Raw genomic sequence first — 19,404 nt, forward strand, 5'->3', positions numbered from 1 at the left:
CAAAGAAGGCCCATTACAAGGCAGAGGCGGGCCTGTGGGGCGTGTGATTGTCTAGAAGCGTCCAAGTTGGTTCTGTGCCCATTCGATGCTGTAGTCAGCAATTCTCTCCCAACCAGGTTCGGCGATCAGCCAGTGGCTGTAGCCGGAGAACTGTTTGAAGCTGGTGATGGCCGTCGAGCGCCGATGGCGGCGGTAAATGGCGGCGACTATGTCGGCGCGGATGGTTCGGGAACTGCCCCCGGCGATCAGCAGCAGAGGCGCGCGTTGTGAATTGGCAAAATCGACCCGGTTGCCAATACCCAGCGCCGTGTCGAAGAACACTCGCCCTGGCGCCGGTACGATGTGTCGCGCGTAGGCGGCGCATTGCTGTGCCGGCGTCAGGGTTTGCGCCATATTGCGCGCGAAATACTGCGGTGTCATGTATAGCACCTTACGCCAAGTGGCCCATTGCAGCAGCCATGGCCAGGTGCTGCACAACCCCAGCAGCCCCGCGCGTGGCGGTATGGGGTCGATGGCGATACCGGCCAGGCCCAGGCCGCGATCGAGCAGTTGTTGCACCAGCAGGCCGCCGAGGTCGTGGCCGATCAGCAGCGGTGGTTGGTCGAGGCTGCGGATGTGCTCTTCGTAGTGGGCAAGAATGGTGCTGATGCTCAGTTGCGTCATCTGCCTGGCGAGTTGTTCGTGCGGGATCTCCATCTTGTTGGCGAGCAGCGGCCAGGGCGGCGCGCTGCAAGAATAACCGCAAGCACTGAAACGACGCTGGAACGGCTCCCAGATCGAGGGAGTGAGCCAGGTACCGTGGATGAATAGAGCGTGTCGATTCATGCGCAGGCCCGCGTGTCGTGCGTTGGTCGTGGTCGTTCTCAGGGCCAGGTGGGTAACTACTCCGCCTGCAGTGGAACGTCTTTCGCGGGCATCAGGAAATGCTCGATGCGTACTGGTATGTCAGGGTTCTGGAAACGCCTGGCGGCGGCCTCGATGCGTTGTTCGGCGCGCGTCACCCGGCCGTGATGGCGCAGGTGCTCGAGCCAGGACTCGTCGAAGAAGAATTCCTGCCAGTACCGCGGGTTCTCGCTGCTTTGCACCAGCCCCCAGGAAAACGCGCCGTTGCGTTTACGCATGCGCGCCACTTCGTTCATCGCCTGGCGGAAGGCGGCGGCCTGTTCCGGCGCAATGTCGTATTGCAGCGTGACCATCACCGGGCCGCGTTCACGGTCGGCCTCGTCGGCCAGGATCGGCACCGGCCAGTGCAGCGACGGCGCAAGGTCTTCAGCTTCGGTAACCGGCAGCGGGAAGCGTGGCGTCAACAGCAGGCCCAGCACCAGGCAGCCGGCAGCGGCGAGCAGGGCGACGGGGATTGAGCTATGGCTGGCAACGAACCCCCAGAGCGCGCCCCCGGCGGCCATGCTGCCGAAGAACACCAGGATATAGACGGAAAGCGCACGGGCGCGCACCCAGTCCGGCACCGAGGTCTGCGCGGCGATCTGCAGGCTGGAGAGCACGGCGATCCAGGCCGCGCCACTGAGCAGCATCACCGGCAGCAATACGGCGAAGTGGCGTAAGCCGGCCAGCGCCAGCAGCACCAGGGCGTAGAGCAGGCTGGCCAGCAGCACCAGGCGGTCACTGCTGATGTGTTCACGCAGGCGGGGCAACAGGGTAGCGCCGAGCACCGCGCCGACGCCGACGCTGCCGAGCATCAGGCCGAAGTCGCTGGCGCTGCCTTGCAGCTCGCCACGCACGATCAGCGGCAGTAGCGACATACCGGCGCTGGCGCCGACGAAGAATGCCGCGGCGCGCACCAGCACTGCCTGCAAAGGACGTGAGGCGCGGCTGTAGCGCCAGCCGGCACGGATGGCGCCGAGCAGGCGTTCGGCCGGGAAAGTGGCGAGCTGGCGCTCGCGCTTCCAGGTCAGCAGCACCACCATCACCGCGAAGAACGACAGGGCGTTGAGGCCGAAGGTCGCCCACGGGCCGCTCAGGCTGACCAGCACCCCGGCGATGGCCGGGCCGAGGGCGCGGGCGACGTTGATGCCCAGGCTCGACAGCGCGATGGCCGAGGGCAGGTCGCGCTTGTTCACCAGCTCCGGGGTCAAGGCCGACCAGGCCGGCATCATCAGCGCGGTACCGACGCCCATGGCCAGGGTCATGCCCAGCAGCAACCCGATCGTGGTCAGCCCGAGCAGGGTCAGAGTGGCGAGCAGGGTTGCCACGGCGGCCATCCACATCTGTACGCCGAGCAGGTAACGGCGTTTGTCGATGATGTCGGCCATGGCCCCGGCTGGCAGCGCCAGAAGGAACATCGGCGCGGAACCGGCCACCTGTACCAGTGCCACGTGCATGGGGTTGCTCGACAGGCTGGTCATCAGCCAGCCGGCACCCACCTCGTGCATCCAGGTGCCGATGTTCGAGGCGATGCTGGCCAGCCATAGCCAGCGGAACGTGCTGTGGTTGAGTGCGCCCCAGGGCGAAGCTTTTTCGCTGGCCATGTCAGAAGGCAAAGCAGGAGCAGCCGAAGGCGCCCCAGAAGCCTTGATGATCGCTGACCGGTACGCTGCTGCGGCGCGCGCGGTCATGCTGGTGCGCGTGCACGGCGCAGGAACCGATGCACTGGTGGATGCTGGCGGTCAGCGGTGCGGCATTGGGGCTCCAGTGGCCGGGCACGAGGGCCACTGGCGACCAGTCCGGCATCACCGGCAGGGTTGGCGGCGCGAGTTTGTCGAACTCGGAGGTGGCATGCACCACCTTGCCGCCGACCACGGTGAGTACCGATTCCAGCCACTTGATCTGCTCTTCCTCGACGCTGAAGAAGTCCGCCGACAGCGCTACCAGGTCGGCGAGCTGGCCAACGCGGATCTGCCCCTTCTTGCCCTGCTCGCTGGAGAACCAGGCGCTGCCGTGGGTGAACAGTTGCAGGGCGGTGGAACGTGGCAGGCCCTGCGGGTAGAGCGTGGTGCCGCCAACGGTCTTGCCGCTGACCAGCCAGTACAGCGCTGTCCAGGGGTTGTAGCTGGCCACGCGGGTGGCGTCGGTGCCGGCGCCGACCGGCACGCCTTCGGCCAGCATGCGCTGGATCGGCGGTGTGGCCTCGGCAGCCTTGGCGCCGTAGCGGTCGATGAAATACTCGCCCTGGAAGGCCATGCGGTGCTGGATGGCGATGCCGCCACCAAGCGCACGCACCCGCTCGATGTTGCGCGGGCTGATGGTTTCGGCGTGGTCGAACAGCCAGGGCAGGCCGTTGAAGGGGATGTCGCGGTCGACCTTCTCGAACACGTCGAGCATGCGCGAGATGGACTCGTCATAGGTGGCGTGCAGGCGGAACGGCCAGCGCTGCTCGACCAGGTGGCGCACCACCGGCTCCAGCTCGTCTTCCATGCTCGGGGCCAGATCCGGGCGTGGTTCGAGGAAGTCCTCGAAGTCGGCGGCGGAGAACACCAGCATCTCGCCGGCGCCGTTGTGACGCAGGAAATCGTCGCCCTGGTGCAGCTTGACGCTGCCCGTCCAGTTTTTGAAGTCGGTCAGCTCTTCCTTGGGCTTCTGGGTGAACAGGTTGTAGGCGATGCGTACGGTGAGCTGGTCTTTGTCGGCCAACTCCTGGATCACCTGGTAGTCGTCCGGATAGTTCTGGTAACCGCCGCCGGCGTCGATGGCGCTGGTCACGCCCAGGCGGTTGAGTTCGCGCATGAACTGGCGGGTGGAGTTGACCTGGTACTCCAGCGGCAGCTTCGGCCCCTTGGCCAGCGTGGCGTAGAGGATCAGTGCGTTGGGCCGGGCGATCAGCATGCCGGTGGGTTGGCCGCTGGCATCGCGCTGGATTTCGCCACCGGGCGGGTTCGGCGTGTTCTTGTCGTAGCCGACGGCGCGCAATGCGGCGCGGTTGAGCAGGGCGCGGTCGTACAGGTGGAGGACGAACACCGGAGTGTCCGGCGCGGCCTTGTTCAACTCATCCAGCGTGGGCAGGCGTTTTTCGGCGAACTGGAATTCTGTCCAGCCACCGACTACCCGTACCCACTGCGGCGTTGGCGTGCGATCAGCCTGTTCCTTGAGCATGCGCAGAGCATCGGCCAGCGACGGCACGCCCTCCCAGCGCAGCTCCAGGTTGTAGTTGAGGCCGCCGCGGATCAGGTGCAGGTGCGAGTCGTTGAGACCTGGGATCACCGTGCGCTTCTGCAGATCGACCACACGGGTGGCATCACCGCGCAGGGCCATGGCTTCGGCATCGCTGCCCACGGCGACGAAGCGACCGTCCTTGATGGCCACGGCGCTGGCCTGTGGCTTTTCCTGATCGACCGTATGCAGGCGGCCGTTGAACAGGATGAGATCGGCACTCATGTTGCCTCCTTGGGTAGTTGCGGAAGACGTGCCGGCGAAAGCGGCAAAGGGCAGGGCGGACCACAGTGCACCCGCGGCGCCGAGTGCGCTGCTGGTGGCGAGAAAGTGGCGGCGTTTCGGGTCGGAGGGATCCTGGCTCATGGTCGATCCTCATCGGGGGTTGAGTTCAGCCAGGCAGCGAACAATCGCGTGGCCATGGGCATGAACAGATACACCACGAGCAGGACGATGCTCAGGGTGATCAGCAGGTTGCTCGGCACATAGCCGCCAAGCCAGGGAATACGTTGAAACAGGGGCTGCCAGAGCAACGGCACGAGCAGGCTCAGTGGCAGGATGACCAGGAAGGTCACGCAGGCCTGCTTCCACAGTGGCGGGGGTTGCTGGGCGTTGTCAGGCCTGAACCAGAAGTCCTTGCCCAACAGGATTTCGGTGTTATCGCCAGCTTGCAGCAGGGGTTGTACTTCGGCGACCAGTTGGGTTCTCGCCTCGGAATCAAGCCAGCTCTGCATGTGTTGCAACTGGTCGAAACGCAGCACGCAGGTGAAGTGCACGAAGCCAGCCTGGCGTCCGCGCACCACATCGACGCCCAGGTGACCAGGGCAGCGGCTGGCGGTGTCGATGATCTGCCGCAGCCAGGTTTCGTAGTGCGCCTCATGCTGTTGGCTGATCTGATGACGCACCACCAGGGTGACGGTATCGGCGGATGTCTGATTCATTCAGGCCTGTTCGCGTTGGGGCCGGCCTCCACTACGTGGAGGCCGGCGGCTGCTCAGATCGGCGCGGCGACCGGCGCCAGGGTTGGGCCGTGCTCTACACGCTCCGGTGCCTTGTGCACCATGGTGTAGGCGTAGTCGACGCCCATGCCGTAGGCGCCGGAATGCTCCTTGACCAGGGCCATGACGGCGTCATAGGTGTCGCGGTTCTTCCAGTCGCGTTGCCATTCCAGCAGCACCTGTTGCCAGGTCACCGGAACCACGCCGGCCTGGATCATGCGCTGCATGGAGTAGTCATGGGCGGCCTGCGAAGTACCGCCGGAGGCGTCGGCGACCATGTAGATCTCGTAGCCGGCATCGCGGATGGCGGAAAGGGCGAAGGTGGTGTTGCACACCTCGGTCCACAGACCGGAAACGATGATCTTGTTGCGGCCGTTCTTTTTCAGGGCGTCGCGGACTTTCTGATCGTCCCAGGAGTTCATCGAGGTGCGCTCGAGCAGCGGTGCGTCGGGGAATACGGCGAGCAGCTCGGGGTAGGTATGGCCGGAGAAACTTTCGGTTTCCACCGTGGTGATGATGGTCGGGACGTTGAAGATTTTGGCCGCCTTGGCCAGACCCACGGTGTTGTTCTTCAGGGTCTGCCGGTCGATGCTCTGTACGCCGAAGGCCATCTGCGGTTGTTGATCGATGAAGATCACCTGGCTGTTTTGTGGTGTCAGGACTTCGGTTTTTGGATTGCTCATGTCGGTTACCTGTCAGGTTACGGGAGATGCTGCGATGGCGCGGATCCGCGCCTGCGATGCTCGGCGGAACATGCACAAGGACTATCGCAGAGCACCGACGATCGGCATTGGATGGGACTACGATTCTGGAACAGCCCTGCGATCGTCGGCGTGTGGCTTCCCGGAACACCGGCCTGGCGTTGGTGGAATGGTTCGGGCAGCATCCTGTAGGAGCCAACGTGCTGTGGTTCGGCATTGCAGGCGGATCGCCCCGCGCCCACCTCACTTGCGCAACGCCTTTCACGAGGCGCACGCCGGGGCGTATCAAGCAGCATTGGGAGAAGACGATAATGCCAACGCCATGCCCCGCGACATCGAGCGTGGCATGACCGCTGGCTTTGCCGACTACCTGACCAAACCACTGGATATCGGTCGTTTCCTCGCCAGTGTCGATGCGCATCTGCCCGATAGCATCGAAAAACAGGGCAATGACAGGCAAGCATGAAGAGCCGCGGCGGCGGGCGTTATCGACGTCAGGGTTAATCAAGGAGGTGATATGAAGGTCAGCCAGGCCCTGCGTGAACGCCATAGCATCCGCGCCTTTCTGGAACGCCCGGTGGATACGGGGCTGCTGCGCGAGCTGCTCGAACAGGCGGCCCGCGCGCCTTCCAGCGGCAACTTGCAACCCTGGCGCATCCACGTGCTGCAGGGCGAGGCGATGGCGCGTTTTCGCCGGCACATCGCACAGCGGCTGACGGACGACCCGCAGCCCGACCCTGCGGATTACGCGGTCTACCCGCAACCCTTGCAGGAGCCCTATCGCACCGCGCGATTCGAGGTGGGCGAGCAGATGTATGCGCTGCTTGGTATCGGCCGCGAAGACAAGTCGGCGCGCCTGGCCTGGTTCGCCCGCAACTACCGCTTCTTCGAGGCGCCCTGTGCCTTGTTCTTCTTCGTCGACCGCTGTATGGGGCCGGGGCAGTGGGCCGACCTGGGCATGTATCAACAGAGCCTGATGCTGCTGCTCAAGGAGTACGGTCTGGATAGTTGCCCTCAGGCCTGCTGGGCGCGCTATCACCTGAGCGTCGAGCGCTTTCTGCAGACGCCACCCGATTACATGCTGCATTGCGCCATCGCCGTGGGCTACGCCGACCCCGACGCGCCGGTCAATCGACTGGTCAGCGAACGCCTGCCGCTCGACGCGTTCTGCACCTTCGTCGAGTGAGCAGGGCGCAGAACCGGCAGACGAATCCCCCCGCAGCCTGGGTTGAGCAACGCGAGACCAGGTTCGATTGCCCAGGCGTTGCCGCGTTCAGCGGCTCAGGAGCCACCTTCCCAACAGAAATCACCTGAACCGGAACACGCCTCGAGAGTCACTTCTGAATGCCTGAATATTTCAAAGTATTTCTGAAATTGATATCGAGTATTACGAAATGTAATTGGGTTATTAGCTGCCTGGGCAGTAATCTGCACGGCATTCACTGCCTGGGCAGGAAATCCACATGCCACATTTCGACCGCGAGCGTTTTTCGCTGCAGCACTCACCGGGCCACCTCATTGCCCTGACCAATCAGCTCAAGGATCGCCTGCTGGAGCGCCATCTGGTCGAGCACGGCATCACTGCCGCGCAGTTCAAGGTGGTTTTGTTGATCAGCCAGAAGCTGGCCAGCACACCCGCCGATCTGGTGCGCTTGCTCAACCTCGACAGTGGGGCCATGACCCGCATGCTCGACCGCCTGGAGCAGAAGGAGCTGATCATCCGCGAGCGCAGTAGCGAAGATCGCCGCCAGGTATGCCTGACCCTGACCGACTCCGGTCGTGCCCTGGGCCTGCTGGTGCCGCAGATCGCTGCAGATGCGATCAACGACCTCACCGGCTGCCTGAGCCGCCCCGAGCTCGACGAATTACAACGCCTGCTGAAAAAGATACTGATGGCTGCCGACGCCTTGCCGTGCATGCCGGGAGAATGAAGAACACCATGCCGTTGCGTACCCCCCTGACTCTGCTTTTCAGCGCCTTGCTGCTGGCGGCCTGTGCCTCGCCCGATGGACTGCACACCGAAGGCCATACCTTGGATGCGGCCAGCCTGCGCGGCGAACACACCTTCGCCGGCAATCTGTCGCCTGCGGCCTGGCCCGCCAGTGACTGGTGGAACCGCCTGGGTGATCAGCAGTTGAACGGCTTGATCGAAGAAGCCCTGCGCAGCAATCCCGATCTGCAGGTCGCCGATGCCCGTGCCCGCCAGGCCAGTGCCGCAGTGCTGGCCGCCGACGCGCAGCGCCAGCCGACGCTGGACGCCAATGCCGGGGTGACCCGTTCACGTTCCGCGCGGGTCGACGACCCCAGCGGCCAGGGCGGGCGCTATGGCACTCTGCGCAGCCTGTCGCTGGACGGCGGTTACCGTTTCGATCTCTGGGGCGGCGAACGTGCCGCCTGGGAAGCCGCTCTCGGGCGCGCCCGGGCCAGTGAGGTGGATCGCCAGGGGGCACGCCTGACGCTTGCCGCCGAAGTGACTCGCGCCTACAACGACCTCGGTCTGGCCTACGCCACCCACGATCTGGCCGAACAGGATCTCAAACGCAGCCGCGACATGCTCGAACTGGCCAGTAGTCGGGTCGATGCCGGGCTCGACAGTGAGTATCAACTGCAGCAGACCCAGAGCCTGGAAGCGGCCGCCGAGGCCAGCCTGACCGCTGCCGCGCAGCAGGTGGACAGTGCGCGCATCCGCCTGGCGGTATTGCTCGGGCAGGGGCCCGATCGCGGTGAAACGCTGCCGCACCCGCAGTTGATTGCGCCCACGGCACTCAGCCTGCCGGCCAATGTGCCTGCCGAGCTGCTCGGCCGCCGTCCTGATCTGGTCGCTGCACGCTGGCGCGTCGAGGCTGCCACTCGGGACATCACCGCCAGTAAGGCCGATTTCTACCCCAACCTCAATCTGACTGTCGCGGCAGGTAGCAAATCGCTGCTCGGGGATGCCATGTTCGGCGGTGCCAGCCGCTTTTTCAGTGTCGGCCCGGCCCTGAGCCTGCCGATCTTCGACGGTGGCAGCCGGCGCGCCGCGCTGGCCGGGCGCAACGCCGACTACGATCTGGCCGTGGCGCAGTACAACCAGACCCTGATCGGCGCCCTGGGCGATATCGGTGATGGCATCAGCCGCATCCGTTCCCTGGAGCAGCAGATCGGGCAGCAGCAACGGGCTCGCGATATCGCCCGCAGTTCCTACGACATCGCCATGCAGCGCTATGCCGACGGCATCGGCAATTACCTCGACGCCCTGAGCGTCGAGCAGCAACTGCTGCAGAGCGAGCGTCAACTGGCCAGCCTGCGTGCCGAGCGTATCGACGCCTCGGTCATGCTGATGCAGGCCCTCGGTGGTGGCTTCGAAGCTGCCGCTCCATCTTCCACTTCCGCACGCTGAGTACTCGTCATGACCGAATCTCAAGCCACTCCCGCTGCCCCCGATTCGGGCAAGCGCAAACGTCTGCTGCTAGGCCTCGGCGCTGTCGTCGTGCTGTGCTGCGTGGCGATCTTCGCCTATCACGAACTGTACGGGCGCTTCTATGAAGAGACCGACGACGCCTATGTGGGTGGGAATCTGGTACAGATCACCCCGCAGATCACCGGCACGGTGACGCGTATCGCCGTGGATGACGGCGACTACGTCGAGGCCGGCCAGCCTCTGGTGTGGCTGGATCCGGCCGACACCGAAGTGGCCCAGCAGAGCGCCGAAGCCAACCTGGCACGGACGGTGCGCCAGGTGCGCGGGCTGTTCAGCAATGTCGACAGCTACAAGGCCCAGGTGGCCTCGCGCAGGATCGACGTGCAGCGCGCCAAGGCCGACTATCAGCGGCGTGTGACCCTGGCGAGCAAGGGCGCGATCTCCCGCGAGGAACTGGCTCATGCCCAGGACACCCTGAGCAGCGCACAGAGCGCTCTGGTCTCCGCCCAGCAGCAACTGGACACCAACCAGGCACTGACCGACGACACCGTGGTCGCTTCTCATCCGGACGTGAAGAGTGCCGCCGCGCAACTGCGTCAGGCCTTCCTCAACAATGCGCGCAGCACCCTGGTGGCGCCGGTCAGCGGTTATGTGGCGCGCCGCTCGGTACAAGTCGGCAGTCGCATCCAGCCTGGCGCCGCGCTGATGGCCGTGGTGCCGCTGCACGAGATCTGGATCGATGCCAACTTCAAGGAAACCCAGCTGCGCGAGATGCGCATCGGCCAGCCGGTGACCGTCGAAGCCGATCTGTACGGCGACGAAGTGACCTATCAGGGCCATGTCGAGAGCCTCGGCGTGGGTACCGGCAGCGCCTTCTCGCTGCTGCCTGCGCAGAATGCCAGCGGCAACTGGATCAAGATCGTCCAGCGCCTGCCGGTGCGAATCCGCCTGGACGAAGAGGCACTGCAAAGCCATCCGCTGCGTATCGGTCTGTCCACGGCGGTGACCGTCGACCTGCACGACCAGAGCGGTGCGCAACTGTCCACGCAGATGCCGAGCGAGCCGCGCTTCAGCACCGCTGTCTACGACGCGCCGCTGGTCGAGGCCGATGCGCTGATCGAACGCATTATCCACGCCAACGGGCCTGCCCAGGCAGTCACTCAGGCAAAGCAGGGCTGACATGAGCGACGCCAACTTTCGCCCGGCCAGCATGCTGTTGGCTACCATCGGCATCTCCCTGGCGACCTTCATGCAGGTGCTCGACACCACCATCGCCAACGTCGCCTTGCCGACCATTTCCGGCAACCTGGGCGTCAGCTCGGAGCAGGGCACCTGGGTGATCACCTCGTTCGCCGTGTGCAACGCCATCGCCTTGCCGCTGACCGGCTGGCTGGCGCGGCGCTTCGGCGAGGTGAAGCTGTTCCTCGCCGCGGTGGTGCTGTTCGTGATCACCTCGTTCCTCTGCGGCATTGCCCGTTCCATGCCCGAACTGGTTGCGTTCCGCGCCCTGCAGGGGCTGGTCGCCGGGCCGCTGTACCCGATGGCGCAAACCCTGCTGCTGGCGATCTTTCCCAGTGTCAAACGGGGTATGGCCCTGGCGCTGCTGGCGATGGTCACGGTGGTCGCGCCCATCATCGGGCCCATTGCCGGTGGCTGGATCACCGACAGTTACAGCTGGCCATGGATCTTCTTCATCAACGTGCCGATCGGCATCCTGGCCACCCTGGTGGTCTGGGCGCAGTTGCGCAAACGGCCGGAGAGCATCGTCCATCAGCCTATCGACTATGTCGGCCTGACCCTGCTGGTGCTGGGCGTCGGCATGCTCCAGGTGGTGCTGGACAAGGGCAATGACCTGGACTGGTTCGAGTCGACCTTCATCCAGATCGGCACGGCCGTGTCAGTGGTCTCGCTGGTGGCCCTGGTGATCTGGGAACTGACCGATCAGCACCCGATCATCAACCTGCGCCTGTTCATGTACCGCAACTTCACCTTCGGTACCCTGGCACTGGTGCTCGGTTACTCGGGGTTCTTCGGCATCAACCTGCTGCTGCCGCAGTGGCTGCAGACCCAGTTGGGCTATACGCCGATCTGGGCCGGTCTGGCGGCGGCGCCCCTCGGTGTCCTGCCGTTGTTCCTGTCACCGCTGGTGGGCAAGTACGCGCACAAGTTCGATTTGCGCCTGCTGGCCGGTGGTTCCTTCCTGGTGATGGGCGCCTCGTGCTTCATGCGCGCGTCGTTCAATACCGAGGTGGACTACCGGCATATCGCCGAGGTGCAGGTGTTCATGGGCCTGGGCATCGCGCTGTTCTTCATGCCGACCACCAGCATCCTGCTGTCCAGCCTGCCGCCGAAGGACATTGCCGACGGCTCCGGGCTGGCGACCTTCCTGCGCGTGCTGGGCGGCAGTTTCGCCTCGTCGCTGACCACCTGGATCTGGCATCGCCGGGAGATCCATCACCACGCGCAACTGACCGAGCATGTCACGCCCTACGATCCAGCCACCCAGCAATATCTGGATCAGCTCGGCGGCGCCTCGCAATCGGCCTATGCGCAGATCGATCAGGTGGTGGAAAGCCAGGCCTACATGCTCTCGACCGTGGATTACTTCACGCTGATGGGTTGGTTGTTCCTCGGCCTGATCCTGGTCATCTGGCTGGCCAAGCCACCGTTCTCGGCCAAGGGCGCCGCGGAGTCGGGTGGCGGGCATTGAAGTGCGTGCTGGGTGCGATCCTGTAGGACGGCGATTGCTGGCCACGATGCGGTTCTGCGTGATGGCCGCAAGCGCATCGCCCCGAGGTCGGGGCTCCTACACTATTGCGTAGGAGCCGGCTTGCCGGCGATTGGTTGCCGTGATGCGGTTTTGCGGAATGGCTGCAATCGCTTCGCCCGCAAGCGGGCTCCTACAGGTTGCGGCAGGCCGCGATTGCATCGCTACCGGGATGTAGCCCGGCGTTGAGCGCAGCGATACCCGGGAACGCTTGCCCTGGGTATCGCTGCGCTCGACCACGGGCTACGACTGCCGAACGCGCCACCGCGATCAGGCGTCCACTTCGCTCATCCATTTCGGTTTCGGGTAGCGTCGTTCCGATGTGCCGGCCTTGAGAATGGCGCCGGGCACGTCGTGGCCGATCAGGCCGGGCAGGGTGATGGCGGCGTCGAGCAGGGCGTCGAGGTTCACGCCGGTATCCAGGCCCATGCGCTGGAACATGTGCACCAGATCCTCGGTGCAGATGTTGCCGCTGGCGCCTGGCGCATAGGGGCAGCCACCGAGGCCGCCGAGGGAGGCGTCGAAGCGGTCGATGCCGGCATTCAACGCCGCCAGGGCATTGGCCAGGCCCATGCCACGGGTGTTGTGGAAGTGGGCGGTGAACACCGCCTCGGGCCAGCGGCGCAGCGACTCGCGGCAGATACGTTCGACCTGGGCCGGGTCGGCCATGCCGGTGGTGTCGCACAGGGTCACGCCCTGCACGCCGATATCCAGCAACTGCTGAGTCAGTTCGTACACCCGTGCTTCGCTCACTACGCCTTCGAACGGACAGCCGAAGGTGGTGGACAGCGACGCATTGATGAACACGCCGCTGCCGCGGGTGACCTCGATGATCTCGCGGAACTGCACCAGGGACTGCTGCGGGGTCATGCGCAGGTTGGCGAGGCCGTGAGTGTCGCTGGCCGACATCACCAGGTTGATCTCGTCCACGGAACACGACAGCGCCCGCTCGCAACCGCGTACGTTGGGCACCAGTACCGTGTACTCCACCCCTTCGACACGCTGGATGCCACGCATCACTTCTTCGGCGTCGCGCAGATTGGGGATGGCCTTGGGCGAGGTGAAAGAGGTGACCTCGATCTTCGCCAGGCCGGTCAGGGACAGGCGGTCGATCAGGGCGATCTTGTCGTCGGTCGGCACGAAGGCCGATTCGATCTGGAAGCCATCGCGGGTGGCGACATCCTGAATGTAGAGACGTTTGCTCATGGTTGAATCCTACGATTAAAGCCGCAAGCGGCAAGCTACAAGCTGCAAGTAAGAGCTCTACGCTGTTGGCTTGAAGCTTGAAGCTTGAAGCTGCCTTAGATGATTCCGCGTTCGCGCAATCCGCGAACCTGTTCGTCGGTCAGGCCCAGTCCGGCGAGCACCTGTTCGCTGTGCTCGCCCAGCTGCGGGCCGCCTTCGCCGATACGCCCGGGGGTGCGGCTGAGTTTGGGCAGCACGCCGGGTACCTTCAGCGGGCCGGCGCTGGTCTGTACCGTCTCGATCATCTGTCGCGCCAGGTAATGCGGGTCGCTGACGATATCGGCGGCGGTGTAGGGGTAGCCTGCCGGCACGCGGGCTTCTTTGAGCGCTTCGATCACTTCATCGCGGCCACGCTGTTCTGTCCACTCGCCGATGGCGACATCGATCATTTCGGCGTGCTGGCTGCGCCCGTCGTTGTGTGCCAGGCGTGGGTCGTCGGCCAGATCCTGGCGACCGATCAGGTTCATCAGGCGTTTGTAGATGCTGTCGCCATTGCCGGCGATCAGTACATAGCTGCCGTCGTTGCACGGGTAGGAGTTGGACGGGGTGATGCCGGGCAGGGCGCTGCCAGCTGGCTCGCGAACGTAGCCGAAGGCGTCGTATTCCGGCACCAGGCTTTCCATCATGGCGAACACCGATTCGTACAGGGCGACGTCGATCTGCTGGCCCTGGCCGCTGCGGTTGCGCTCCTGCAGGGCAAGCAGCACGCCGATCACTCCGTACAGCGAGGACAGCGAGTCGCCGATACTCACGCCGACCCGTACCGGCGCCTGGCCGGGGTAGCCGGATAGGTGGCGCAGGCCGCCCATGGCTTCGCCGATCACGCCGAAGCCCGGCAGGTCGCGGTAGGGGCCGGTCTGGCCGTAGCCGGAGATGCGCAGCATGATCAGCCGTGGGTTGATGCGCGACAGCTCGTCCCAGCCCAGGCCCCATGTCTCGAGGGTGCCGGGGCGGAAGTTCTCCACCAGGATATCGGCTTCGGCGACCAGCCGACGGACGATGTCCTGACCTTCCGCTTCCTTGAGATTGAGGGTCAGCGACTGCTTGTTGCGTGACTGCACGTGCCACCAGAGCGAGGTGCCGTCCTTGATCTTGCGCCATTTGCGCAAGGGGTCGCCGATACCTGGTGGTTCGATCTTGATCACCTCGGCACCGAATTCACCGAGCATCTTGCTGGCGAAGGGCCCGGCGATCAGTTGGCCCATCTCGATGACCCTGATGCCTTCGAGTGCCATGGCCGGCACGGGCGCTGCTGATGTCATGAACGAAACTCCACTGCTTGGTCAGGCTGCGAGCATGGCCCAGCCGTCGTGCGGCGGCAATCAGTCAATGGTCAACGCTGGCTTCGTCAATGACGAAGTCTTAGAGTGTCTTACCAACTGCCAGCGTCGACCATGGATTCGTCGTGGGCGAAGCGTGACCAGCGGAGTAGTGAGCATGCGTGTCGATTTCCTCACCCTGAAACTGTTCGTGGCGATCGCCGACGAGCGCAGCCTGACCCGCGCCGCCGAGCGCGAGCACCTGGCGCTGGCGGCGGTGAGCAAGCGCATCAGCGATCTCGAGGCGCATCTTCGCGTGCCGCTGTTGTACCGCCAGCCCAAGGGCGTTTCGCTGACACCGGCAGGCGACGCGCTGCTGCACCATGCACGCAACCTGCTGGATGACATCCAGCACATGCAGGCCGATCTCAGCGAGTTCAGCGAGGGTATCAACGGGCATGTGCGCATCCATGCCAATACCTCGGCAGTGATCGCCTTCCTGCCCGAGGATCTCAGCGCCTTCGCCACGGATCATCCGCAGATCCGTATCGATCTCGAGGAGCGGGTCAGCAGTGACATCGTGCATGCCGTGCGCGAGGGGCTTACCGATATCGGCATCTTCGCCGGGCATGTCGCCGCCGATGGGTTGCAGATCTTTCCCTACCGGCGCGACCGCCTGGTGCTGGTGGTGCCCAATGGCCACCCGCTGGCCGAGCGCGATAGCGTGGCATTGAGCGAGACCGTGGCCTACGACTACATCGCCCTGCAGAAGGAGGCATCGCTGCACAGCCTGATCACCCAGGCTGCGCAGCAGGCGGGTGTGCATCTGCGAGTGCGCATCCAGGTGCGCAGCTTCGAGGCAATCTGCCGGATGATCCATACCGGCATGGGCATCGGGATTCTCCCCGAACAGGCGCTGGGCAGTTATCTGCCGGCCATGGGCGTCAAGGTGGTCGCCATCCGCGATGACTGGGCTCGGCGTCAGTTGAATATCGGCGTGCGCCAGTACGATGCGCTGTCGCTGATCGCTCGGCAGATGGTCGACCACCTGCGCGTCAGCGAAGTCGATTAGCCATGCTGCCTTCGCAATTGCCGAAGGCGGGCTTGGTCAATTAAGAATATGGGGCGACGGCGTGCTGGCGTAGAGTTCGCGAGAAACCAAGGCAGGGGTCTGGCGTTCGCCGTCACACCCACACCAATAACAACAGGAGTTGCCTCATGTCCCGCGTCTTTCGCCGCAGTTTGTCCTGCGCTCTGCTCAGCGCCTCCCTGATACTGTGTGGCAGTGCCTTCGCCGAAGAAATCGTCATCAAGTTCGCCCACGTCGCTTCCGACCAGACGCCCAAGGGGCAGGGCGCGCGCCTGTTGCAGAAGCTGGTCAAGGAGCGCCTGGCCGGCAAGGCGCGGGTCGAGGTGTACCCGAATTCATCGCTGTTCGGCGATGGCAAGGAGATGGAGGCCCTGTTGCTCGGCGACGTCCAGCTGCTGGCTCCGGCGCCGGTGAAACTGGAGAAGTATCAGCCTCGGGTGCAGATCTTCGACCTGATGTTCCTGTTCGATGACGCGGCAGCTTCCCAGCGTTTCGAGCAGTCGCCCAAGGGCCAGGAGCTGCTGCACAGCTTCGAGAACAACGGCATCATCGGCCTGGCCTACTGGCTCAACGGCATGCGCCAGTTCACCGCCAACAAGCCACTGCACGTGCCGAGCGATGCCCGTGGCATGAAGTTCCGCGTGCAACCGTCGGATCTTCAGGCTGCACAGATCAGCGCTCTGCGTGCCGTGCCACGCAAGATGGCCTTCGCCGAGATCTATCAGGGGCTGCAGACTGGCGTGATCAACGCCTCCGACAACCCCTGGTCTAACATCTACAGCCAGCGTCACTATGAAGTGCAGCAGTACATGATCGAGTCCAATCATGCGGTCGGCAACTACATGCTGATCACCAATGCGGCGTTCTGGAACGGCCTGCCCGAGGATGTCCGTGGCGAACTGAAGACCATCATCGATGAGGTCACGGCCGAGGTGAACCGTCAGGCCCTGGCGCTCAACGAGAAGGACAAGCAGCAGATCCTCGCGGACGGCAAGCATGAGCTGATCGTGCTCACGGACGAGGAACGCCAGCAGTGGCGCGAGGTGATGCGCCCGGTGTGGAAGGAATACGAAAGCAAGATCGGCAGCGATCTGATCGAAGCGGCCCAGACTGCCAACGCGGCAGCGCAATAGACTGAAACGGAGACGTTCGATGCTCGACCACCTGGATCATCTGGTACTGACCGCCACCGACGCCGAGGCGACCACCTACTTCTATACCGAAGTGCTGGGCATGCGCCTGGAAACCTTCGGCAGTGGCCGCAAGGCGTTCTGCTTCGGCAACCAGAAGATCAACCTGCATGTGCGCGGTCAGGAGTTCGAGCCCAAGGCCCATCTGCCGGTACCGGGGGCGCTGGATCTGTGCTTTATCGCCAGCCAGCCCCTGGTGCAGGTGATCGAACATCTGCAACGGCTTGGCTGGCCGATCATCGAAGGGCCGGTGATGCGCACCGGCGCCACCGGGTCGATTCGTTCGATCTACCTGCGTGACCCCGACCTGAATCTGATCGAAATCTCCGAGCCGGCCTGAGTCCTGGGTGTGGTTGAGGCTTCAAGGCCTTTACAAGGCGAAAGTAGCCTTTCGGGTGGACGACGCTTCATCCGTCCACCACCCCGTGATCGCAATGGTGGATGAAAAAAGCGTCATCCACCCTACGGGGTGAGCGTCTACTTACGCCTCGATCCTGCTCTATGCTGAAACATCAATACCCCTGAGCCTCCGTGCCAGAGTGAGCTATTCGCCCAGGCCGAAGGCCGCGTTTATCAATGGCGTATATCAGCCTGCGGGGCACCGGGTTAGAGTCGTTACGTCAAAACAATTACAACAACTCTCTGGGAGACCGCTGATGGCTACTTTGCGGAACCTGTGGGATCGTGCCGAGGAAATCGCCGTCGCGTTTCTTCTTGCGGCGATGACCCTGGTCACCTTCTCGTACGTGATATTCAACAATCTCTACGGAATTTTCTATTCCCTGGGCGATGCGCTGCCGTTCGCCAACGATGCTATGTTCAGCATCGGCGACGGCATCCTCTATGTCGCCCAGGAAATGACCTGGAGCGTGGCCCTGACCAAGGCCATGTTCGGCTGGCTGATCTTCGTCGGCCTGGCCTGGGGCGTACGTATCGGCGCGCACATCGGCGTCGATCTGCTGGTGCGCCTGTTCAAGCCCTCCCTGCAAAAGGCCGTGGCGATCCTCGCGCTGGTCATCTGCCTGGCCTACTGCGTGCTGATGGCCTACTCCAGCGAGCAATGGGTCGCCACCCTGATGCGCGCCGGTATCGGCGCCGAGGATCTGGATCGCTTCGGCGTCCAGCAGTGGCACATCGTGATCATCGTGCCGATCGGTTTCACCCTGATGTTCCTGCGTTTCGCCCAGGTGCTGGTGCGTGTGATTCAGAACAAGCAACTGGGTTTTGGTGGCCACGGCGAAGTCGAAGACGCCATCAAACTTGCCGAAGAAACGGAGGCTAAACGATGACCATCGCATTTCTGTTCGTCGCCCTGTTCGCGCTGATGTTCATCGGCATTCCGGTGGCGATTTCCCTGGGTTTGTCCGGGGCCATGACCATCCTGCTCTTCAGCAACGACTCGGTGCGTTCGCTGGCGATCAAGCTGTTCGAGACCAGCGAGCACTACACGCTGCTGGCAATTCCGTTCTTCCTGCTCTCCGGCGCCTTCATGACCAGTGGCGGCGTGGCCCGTCGCCTGATCGATTTCGCCAACGCCTGCGTCGGTCACATCAAGGGTGGCTTGGCGATCGCGGCCATTCTGGCCTGTATGCTGTTCGCGGCACTGAGCGGCTCGTCGCCGGCCACGGTGGCGGCGGTCGGTTCGATCGTCATCGCCGGCATGGTGCGTTCGGGCTACAAGAAGGAGTTCGCCGCCGGCATCGTCTGTAACGCCGGTACCCTGGGCATCCTGATTCCACCGTCGATCGTCATGGTGGTCTATGCCACAGCGACCGAAACCTCGGTGGGCAAGCTGTTTATGGCCGGTGTGGTGCCGGGCCTGCTGCTGGGCGTGTTCCTGATGGTCACCATCTACATCATCGCCCGCGTGAAGAACATGCCGTCGCTGCCGCGTGCCTCCTTCGCCGAGATCATGGTGGCCGGGCGCAAGGCTGGCTGGGGCCTGGCGCTGATCGTGATCATCCTTGGCGGCATCTATTCGGGCATGTTCACGCCGACCGAAGCCGCTGCAGTGGCCGCGGTGTACGCCGCCTTCGTGGCGATCTTCATCTACAAGGACATGACCGTTCGCGAATGCCCGAAGGTGTTCATCGAGGCCGGCAAGCTGAGCGTGGTGCTGATGTTCATCATCGCCAACGCCATGCTCTTCGCCCACGTGCTGACCACCGAGCAGATCCCGCAGTCGATCACCGCCTGGGTGGTGGAGCAGGGCTTCAGCCCGATCGAGTTCCTGATCGTGGTGAACATCGTGCTGCTGGTCGCCGGTACCTTCATGGAGCCGTCGGCGATCATCCTGATCCTGGCGCCGATCCTGTTCCCGATCGCCATGCAGTTGGGCATCGACCCGATCCACCTGGGCATCATCATGGTGGTGAACATGGAGATCGGCCTGATCACGCCGCCGACCGGGCTCAACCTGTTCGTCACTTCGGCGGTCACCGGCATGCCGCTGACCCGCGTGGTGCGCGCGGTGTCGCCATGGCTGCTGGTGATGCTGGCGTTCCTGATCCTGGTGACCTACGTGCCGTTCATTTCGCTGGGCCTGCCGAACTGGCTGGGCATGTGATCTGACGATCGCCCCACGCAACGCTGCGTTTCCCGTTCCGTAAGAGGCGGTTTAGCGGCGATGCTCCACTTTCCTCGACCCGGC

General features: G+C 63.9%; 18 protein-coding genes. 11 read left to right on the plus strand and 7 right to left on the minus strand.

Features of this window, described 5'->3' with window-relative positions; translation table 11 throughout:
- Positions 1 to 51: 51 nt before the first annotated feature.
- The 5 genes from DNK10_RS20015 to DNK10_RS20035 are packed head-to-tail and all read right to left on the minus strand — an operon-like array spanning position 52 to position 5,785.
- On the minus strand, positions 52 to 825 hold the full coding sequence (locus tag DNK10_RS20015) for an alpha/beta fold hydrolase (protein ID WP_131192767.1): 774 nt from the start codon (positions 823 to 825) through the stop codon (positions 52 to 54).
- A 56-nt stretch (positions 826 to 881) separates the two neighbouring features.
- Positions 882 to 2,486 (minus strand): MFS transporter, encoded by a 1,605-nt coding sequence (locus DNK10_RS20020; RefSeq protein ID WP_131192768.1) that lies wholly within the window; start codon positions 2,484 to 2,486, stop codon positions 882 to 884.
- A 1-nt stretch (position 2,487) separates the two neighbouring features.
- Positions 2,488 to 4,470, minus strand: coding sequence for an amidohydrolase (locus tag DNK10_RS20025; RefSeq protein WP_131192769.1), 1,983 nt, complete (start codon positions 4,468 to 4,470; stop codon positions 2,488 to 2,490).
- Positions 4,467 to 5,045: a putative antibiotic biosynthesis monooxygenase gene (locus tag DNK10_RS20030; protein ID WP_131192770.1), complete on the minus strand. Its 579-nt coding sequence runs from the start codon at positions 5,043 to 5,045 to the stop codon at positions 4,467 to 4,469. The genes DNK10_RS20025 and DNK10_RS20030 overlap by 4 nt, the downstream gene beginning before the upstream one ends.
- 53 nt (positions 5,046 to 5,098) lie before the next feature.
- The gene (locus DNK10_RS20035) at positions 5,099 to 5,785 is read right to left on the minus strand and encodes a hydrolase (protein WP_131192771.1); all 687 of its coding nucleotides are present in this window, start codon (positions 5,783 to 5,785) and stop codon (positions 5,099 to 5,101) included.
- 265 nt (positions 5,786 to 6,050) lie between these two features.
- Between DNK10_RS20035 and DNK10_RS20040 the strand changes: the two genes are divergently transcribed.
- From DNK10_RS20040 to DNK10_RS20065, 6 genes are all read left to right on the plus strand, one after another.
- The gene (locus DNK10_RS20040) at positions 6,051 to 6,269 is read left to right on the plus strand and encodes a response regulator (protein ID WP_131192772.1); all 219 of its coding nucleotides are present in this window, start codon (positions 6,051 to 6,053) and stop codon (positions 6,267 to 6,269) included.
- A gap of 51 nt (positions 6,270 to 6,320) precedes the next feature.
- A complete protein-coding gene (locus tag DNK10_RS20045; RefSeq protein WP_131192773.1) occupies positions 6,321 to 6,989 on the plus strand; it encodes a nitroreductase in 669 nt (222 codons plus the stop codon).
- A 277-nt stretch (positions 6,990 to 7,266) separates the two neighbouring features.
- Entirely contained in the window at positions 7,267 to 7,734 is a 468-nt protein-coding gene (locus DNK10_RS20050; RefSeq protein WP_131192774.1) for a MarR family winged helix-turn-helix transcriptional regulator, read from the plus strand.
- An 8-nt stretch (positions 7,735 to 7,742) separates the two neighbouring features.
- Positions 7,743 to 9,182 carry an efflux transporter outer membrane subunit gene (locus tag DNK10_RS20055; protein ID WP_131192775.1) on the plus strand — a complete coding sequence of 480 codons (1,440 nt, stop codon included), beginning with the start codon at positions 7,743 to 7,745 and terminating at the stop codon, positions 9,180 to 9,182.
- A gap of 9 nt (positions 9,183 to 9,191) precedes the next feature.
- Positions 9,192 to 10,382, plus strand: a complete 1,191-nt coding sequence (locus DNK10_RS20060) for an HlyD/EmrA/EmrK family protein (RefSeq protein WP_131192776.1) — start codon at positions 9,192 to 9,194, stop codon at positions 10,380 to 10,382.
- 1 nt (position 10,383) lies between these two features.
- Positions 10,384 to 11,913, plus strand: coding sequence for a DHA2 family efflux MFS transporter permease subunit (locus tag DNK10_RS20065; protein WP_131192777.1), 1,530 nt, complete (start codon positions 10,384 to 10,386; stop codon positions 11,911 to 11,913).
- Positions 11,914 to 12,240: 327 nt separating this feature from the next.
- Here DNK10_RS20065 and DNK10_RS20070 read toward each other — a convergent pair whose 3' ends face one another.
- Positions 12,241 to 13,176: a hydroxymethylglutaryl-CoA lyase gene (locus DNK10_RS20070; protein WP_131192778.1), complete on the minus strand. Its 936-nt coding sequence runs from the start codon at positions 13,174 to 13,176 to the stop codon at positions 12,241 to 12,243.
- A gap of 95 nt (positions 13,177 to 13,271) precedes the next feature.
- Positions 13,272 to 14,477, minus strand: coding sequence for a CaiB/BaiF CoA transferase family protein (locus DNK10_RS20075; RefSeq protein ID WP_131192779.1), 1,206 nt, complete (start codon positions 14,475 to 14,477; stop codon positions 13,272 to 13,274).
- 175 nt (positions 14,478 to 14,652) lie between these two features.
- Between DNK10_RS20075 and DNK10_RS20080 the strand changes: the two genes are divergently transcribed.
- The 5 genes from DNK10_RS20080 to dctM all read left to right on the plus strand — a co-directional run bounded on the left by DNK10_RS20080 (position 14,653) and on the right by dctM (position 19,320).
- Positions 14,653 to 15,546, plus strand: coding sequence for a LysR family transcriptional regulator (locus tag DNK10_RS20080; RefSeq protein WP_131192780.1), 894 nt, complete (start codon positions 14,653 to 14,655; stop codon positions 15,544 to 15,546).
- Between the two features lie 146 nt (positions 15,547 to 15,692).
- Positions 15,693 to 16,697 (plus strand): DctP family TRAP transporter solute-binding subunit, encoded by a 1,005-nt coding sequence (locus tag DNK10_RS20085; protein WP_131192781.1) that lies wholly within the window; start codon positions 15,693 to 15,695, stop codon positions 16,695 to 16,697.
- 19 nt (positions 16,698 to 16,716) lie between these two features.
- Positions 16,717 to 17,094 (plus strand): VOC family protein, encoded by a 378-nt coding sequence (locus DNK10_RS20090; protein WP_131192782.1) that lies wholly within the window; start codon positions 16,717 to 16,719, stop codon positions 17,092 to 17,094.
- A gap of 316 nt (positions 17,095 to 17,410) precedes the next feature.
- Complete coding sequence (locus DNK10_RS20095; protein ID WP_131192783.1) at positions 17,411 to 18,043, plus strand: TRAP transporter small permease; 633 nt, start codon at positions 17,411 to 17,413, stop codon at positions 18,041 to 18,043.
- On the plus strand, positions 18,040 to 19,320 hold the full coding sequence (dctM, locus tag DNK10_RS20100; protein WP_131178057.1) for a C4-dicarboxylate TRAP transporter large permease protein DctM: 1,281 nt from the start codon (positions 18,040 to 18,042) through the stop codon (positions 19,318 to 19,320). The genes DNK10_RS20095 and dctM overlap by 4 nt, the downstream gene beginning before the upstream one ends.
- Positions 19,321 to 19,404: the final 84 nt, after the last annotated feature.

It is taken from the genome of Phytopseudomonas daroniae (assembly GCF_004327275.1).
Lineage (GTDB): Bacteria > Pseudomonadota > Gammaproteobacteria > Pseudomonadales > Pseudomonadaceae > Aquipseudomonas > Aquipseudomonas daroniae.

Excerpts from the sequence above, each read along its gene's own strand:
- DNK10_RS20065 (WP_131192777.1), top strand. The coding sequence starts at position 10,384 with ATGAGCGACGCCAACTTTCGCCCGGCCAGCATGCTGTTGGCTACCATC.
- DNK10_RS20055 (WP_131192775.1), top strand. The coding sequence starts at position 7,743 with ATGCCGTTGCGTACCCCCCTGACTCTGCTTTTCAGCGCCTTGCTGCTG.
- DNK10_RS20090 (WP_131192782.1), top strand. The coding sequence starts at position 16,717 with ATGCTCGACCACCTGGATCATCTGGTACTGACCGCCACCGACGCCGAG.
- DNK10_RS20050 (WP_131192774.1), top strand. The coding sequence starts at position 7,267 with ATGCCACATTTCGACCGCGAGCGTTTTTCGCTGCAGCACTCACCGGGC.
- DNK10_RS20080 (WP_131192780.1), top strand. The coding sequence starts at position 14,653 with ATGCGTGTCGATTTCCTCACCCTGAAACTGTTCGTGGCGATCGCCGAC.
- DNK10_RS20060 (WP_131192776.1), top strand. The coding sequence starts at position 9,192 with ATGACCGAATCTCAAGCCACTCCCGCTGCCCCCGATTCGGGCAAGCGC.
- DNK10_RS20020 (WP_131192768.1), bottom strand. The coding sequence starts at position 2,486 with ATGGCCAGCGAAAAAGCTTCGCCCTGGGGCGCACTCAACCACAGCACG.
- DNK10_RS20035 (WP_131192771.1), bottom strand. The coding sequence starts at position 5,785 with ATGAGCAATCCAAAAACCGAAGTCCTGACACCACAAAACAGCCAGGTG.
- dctM (WP_131178057.1), top strand. The coding sequence starts at position 18,040 with ATGACCATCGCATTTCTGTTCGTCGCCCTGTTCGCGCTGATGTTCATC.
- DNK10_RS20095 (WP_131192783.1), top strand. The coding sequence starts at position 17,411 with ATGGCTACTTTGCGGAACCTGTGGGATCGTGCCGAGGAAATCGCCGTC.
- DNK10_RS20015 (WP_131192767.1), bottom strand. The coding sequence starts at position 825 with ATGAATCGACACGCTCTATTCATCCACGGTACCTGGCTCACTCCCTCG.
- DNK10_RS20085 (WP_131192781.1), top strand. The coding sequence starts at position 15,693 with ATGTCCCGCGTCTTTCGCCGCAGTTTGTCCTGCGCTCTGCTCAGCGCC.
- DNK10_RS20075 (WP_131192779.1), bottom strand. The coding sequence starts at position 14,477 with ATGACATCAGCAGCGCCCGTGCCGGCCATGGCACTCGAAGGCATCAGG.
- DNK10_RS20030 (WP_131192770.1), bottom strand. The coding sequence starts at position 5,045 with ATGAATCAGACATCCGCCGATACCGTCACCCTGGTGGTGCGTCATCAG.
- DNK10_RS20045 (WP_131192773.1), top strand. The coding sequence starts at position 6,321 with ATGAAGGTCAGCCAGGCCCTGCGTGAACGCCATAGCATCCGCGCCTTT.
- DNK10_RS20070 (WP_131192778.1), bottom strand. The coding sequence starts at position 13,176 with ATGAGCAAACGTCTCTACATTCAGGATGTCGCCACCCGCGATGGCTTC.
- DNK10_RS20025 (WP_131192769.1), bottom strand. The coding sequence starts at position 4,470 with ATGAGCCAGGATCCCTCCGACCCGAAACGCCGCCACTTTCTCGCCACC.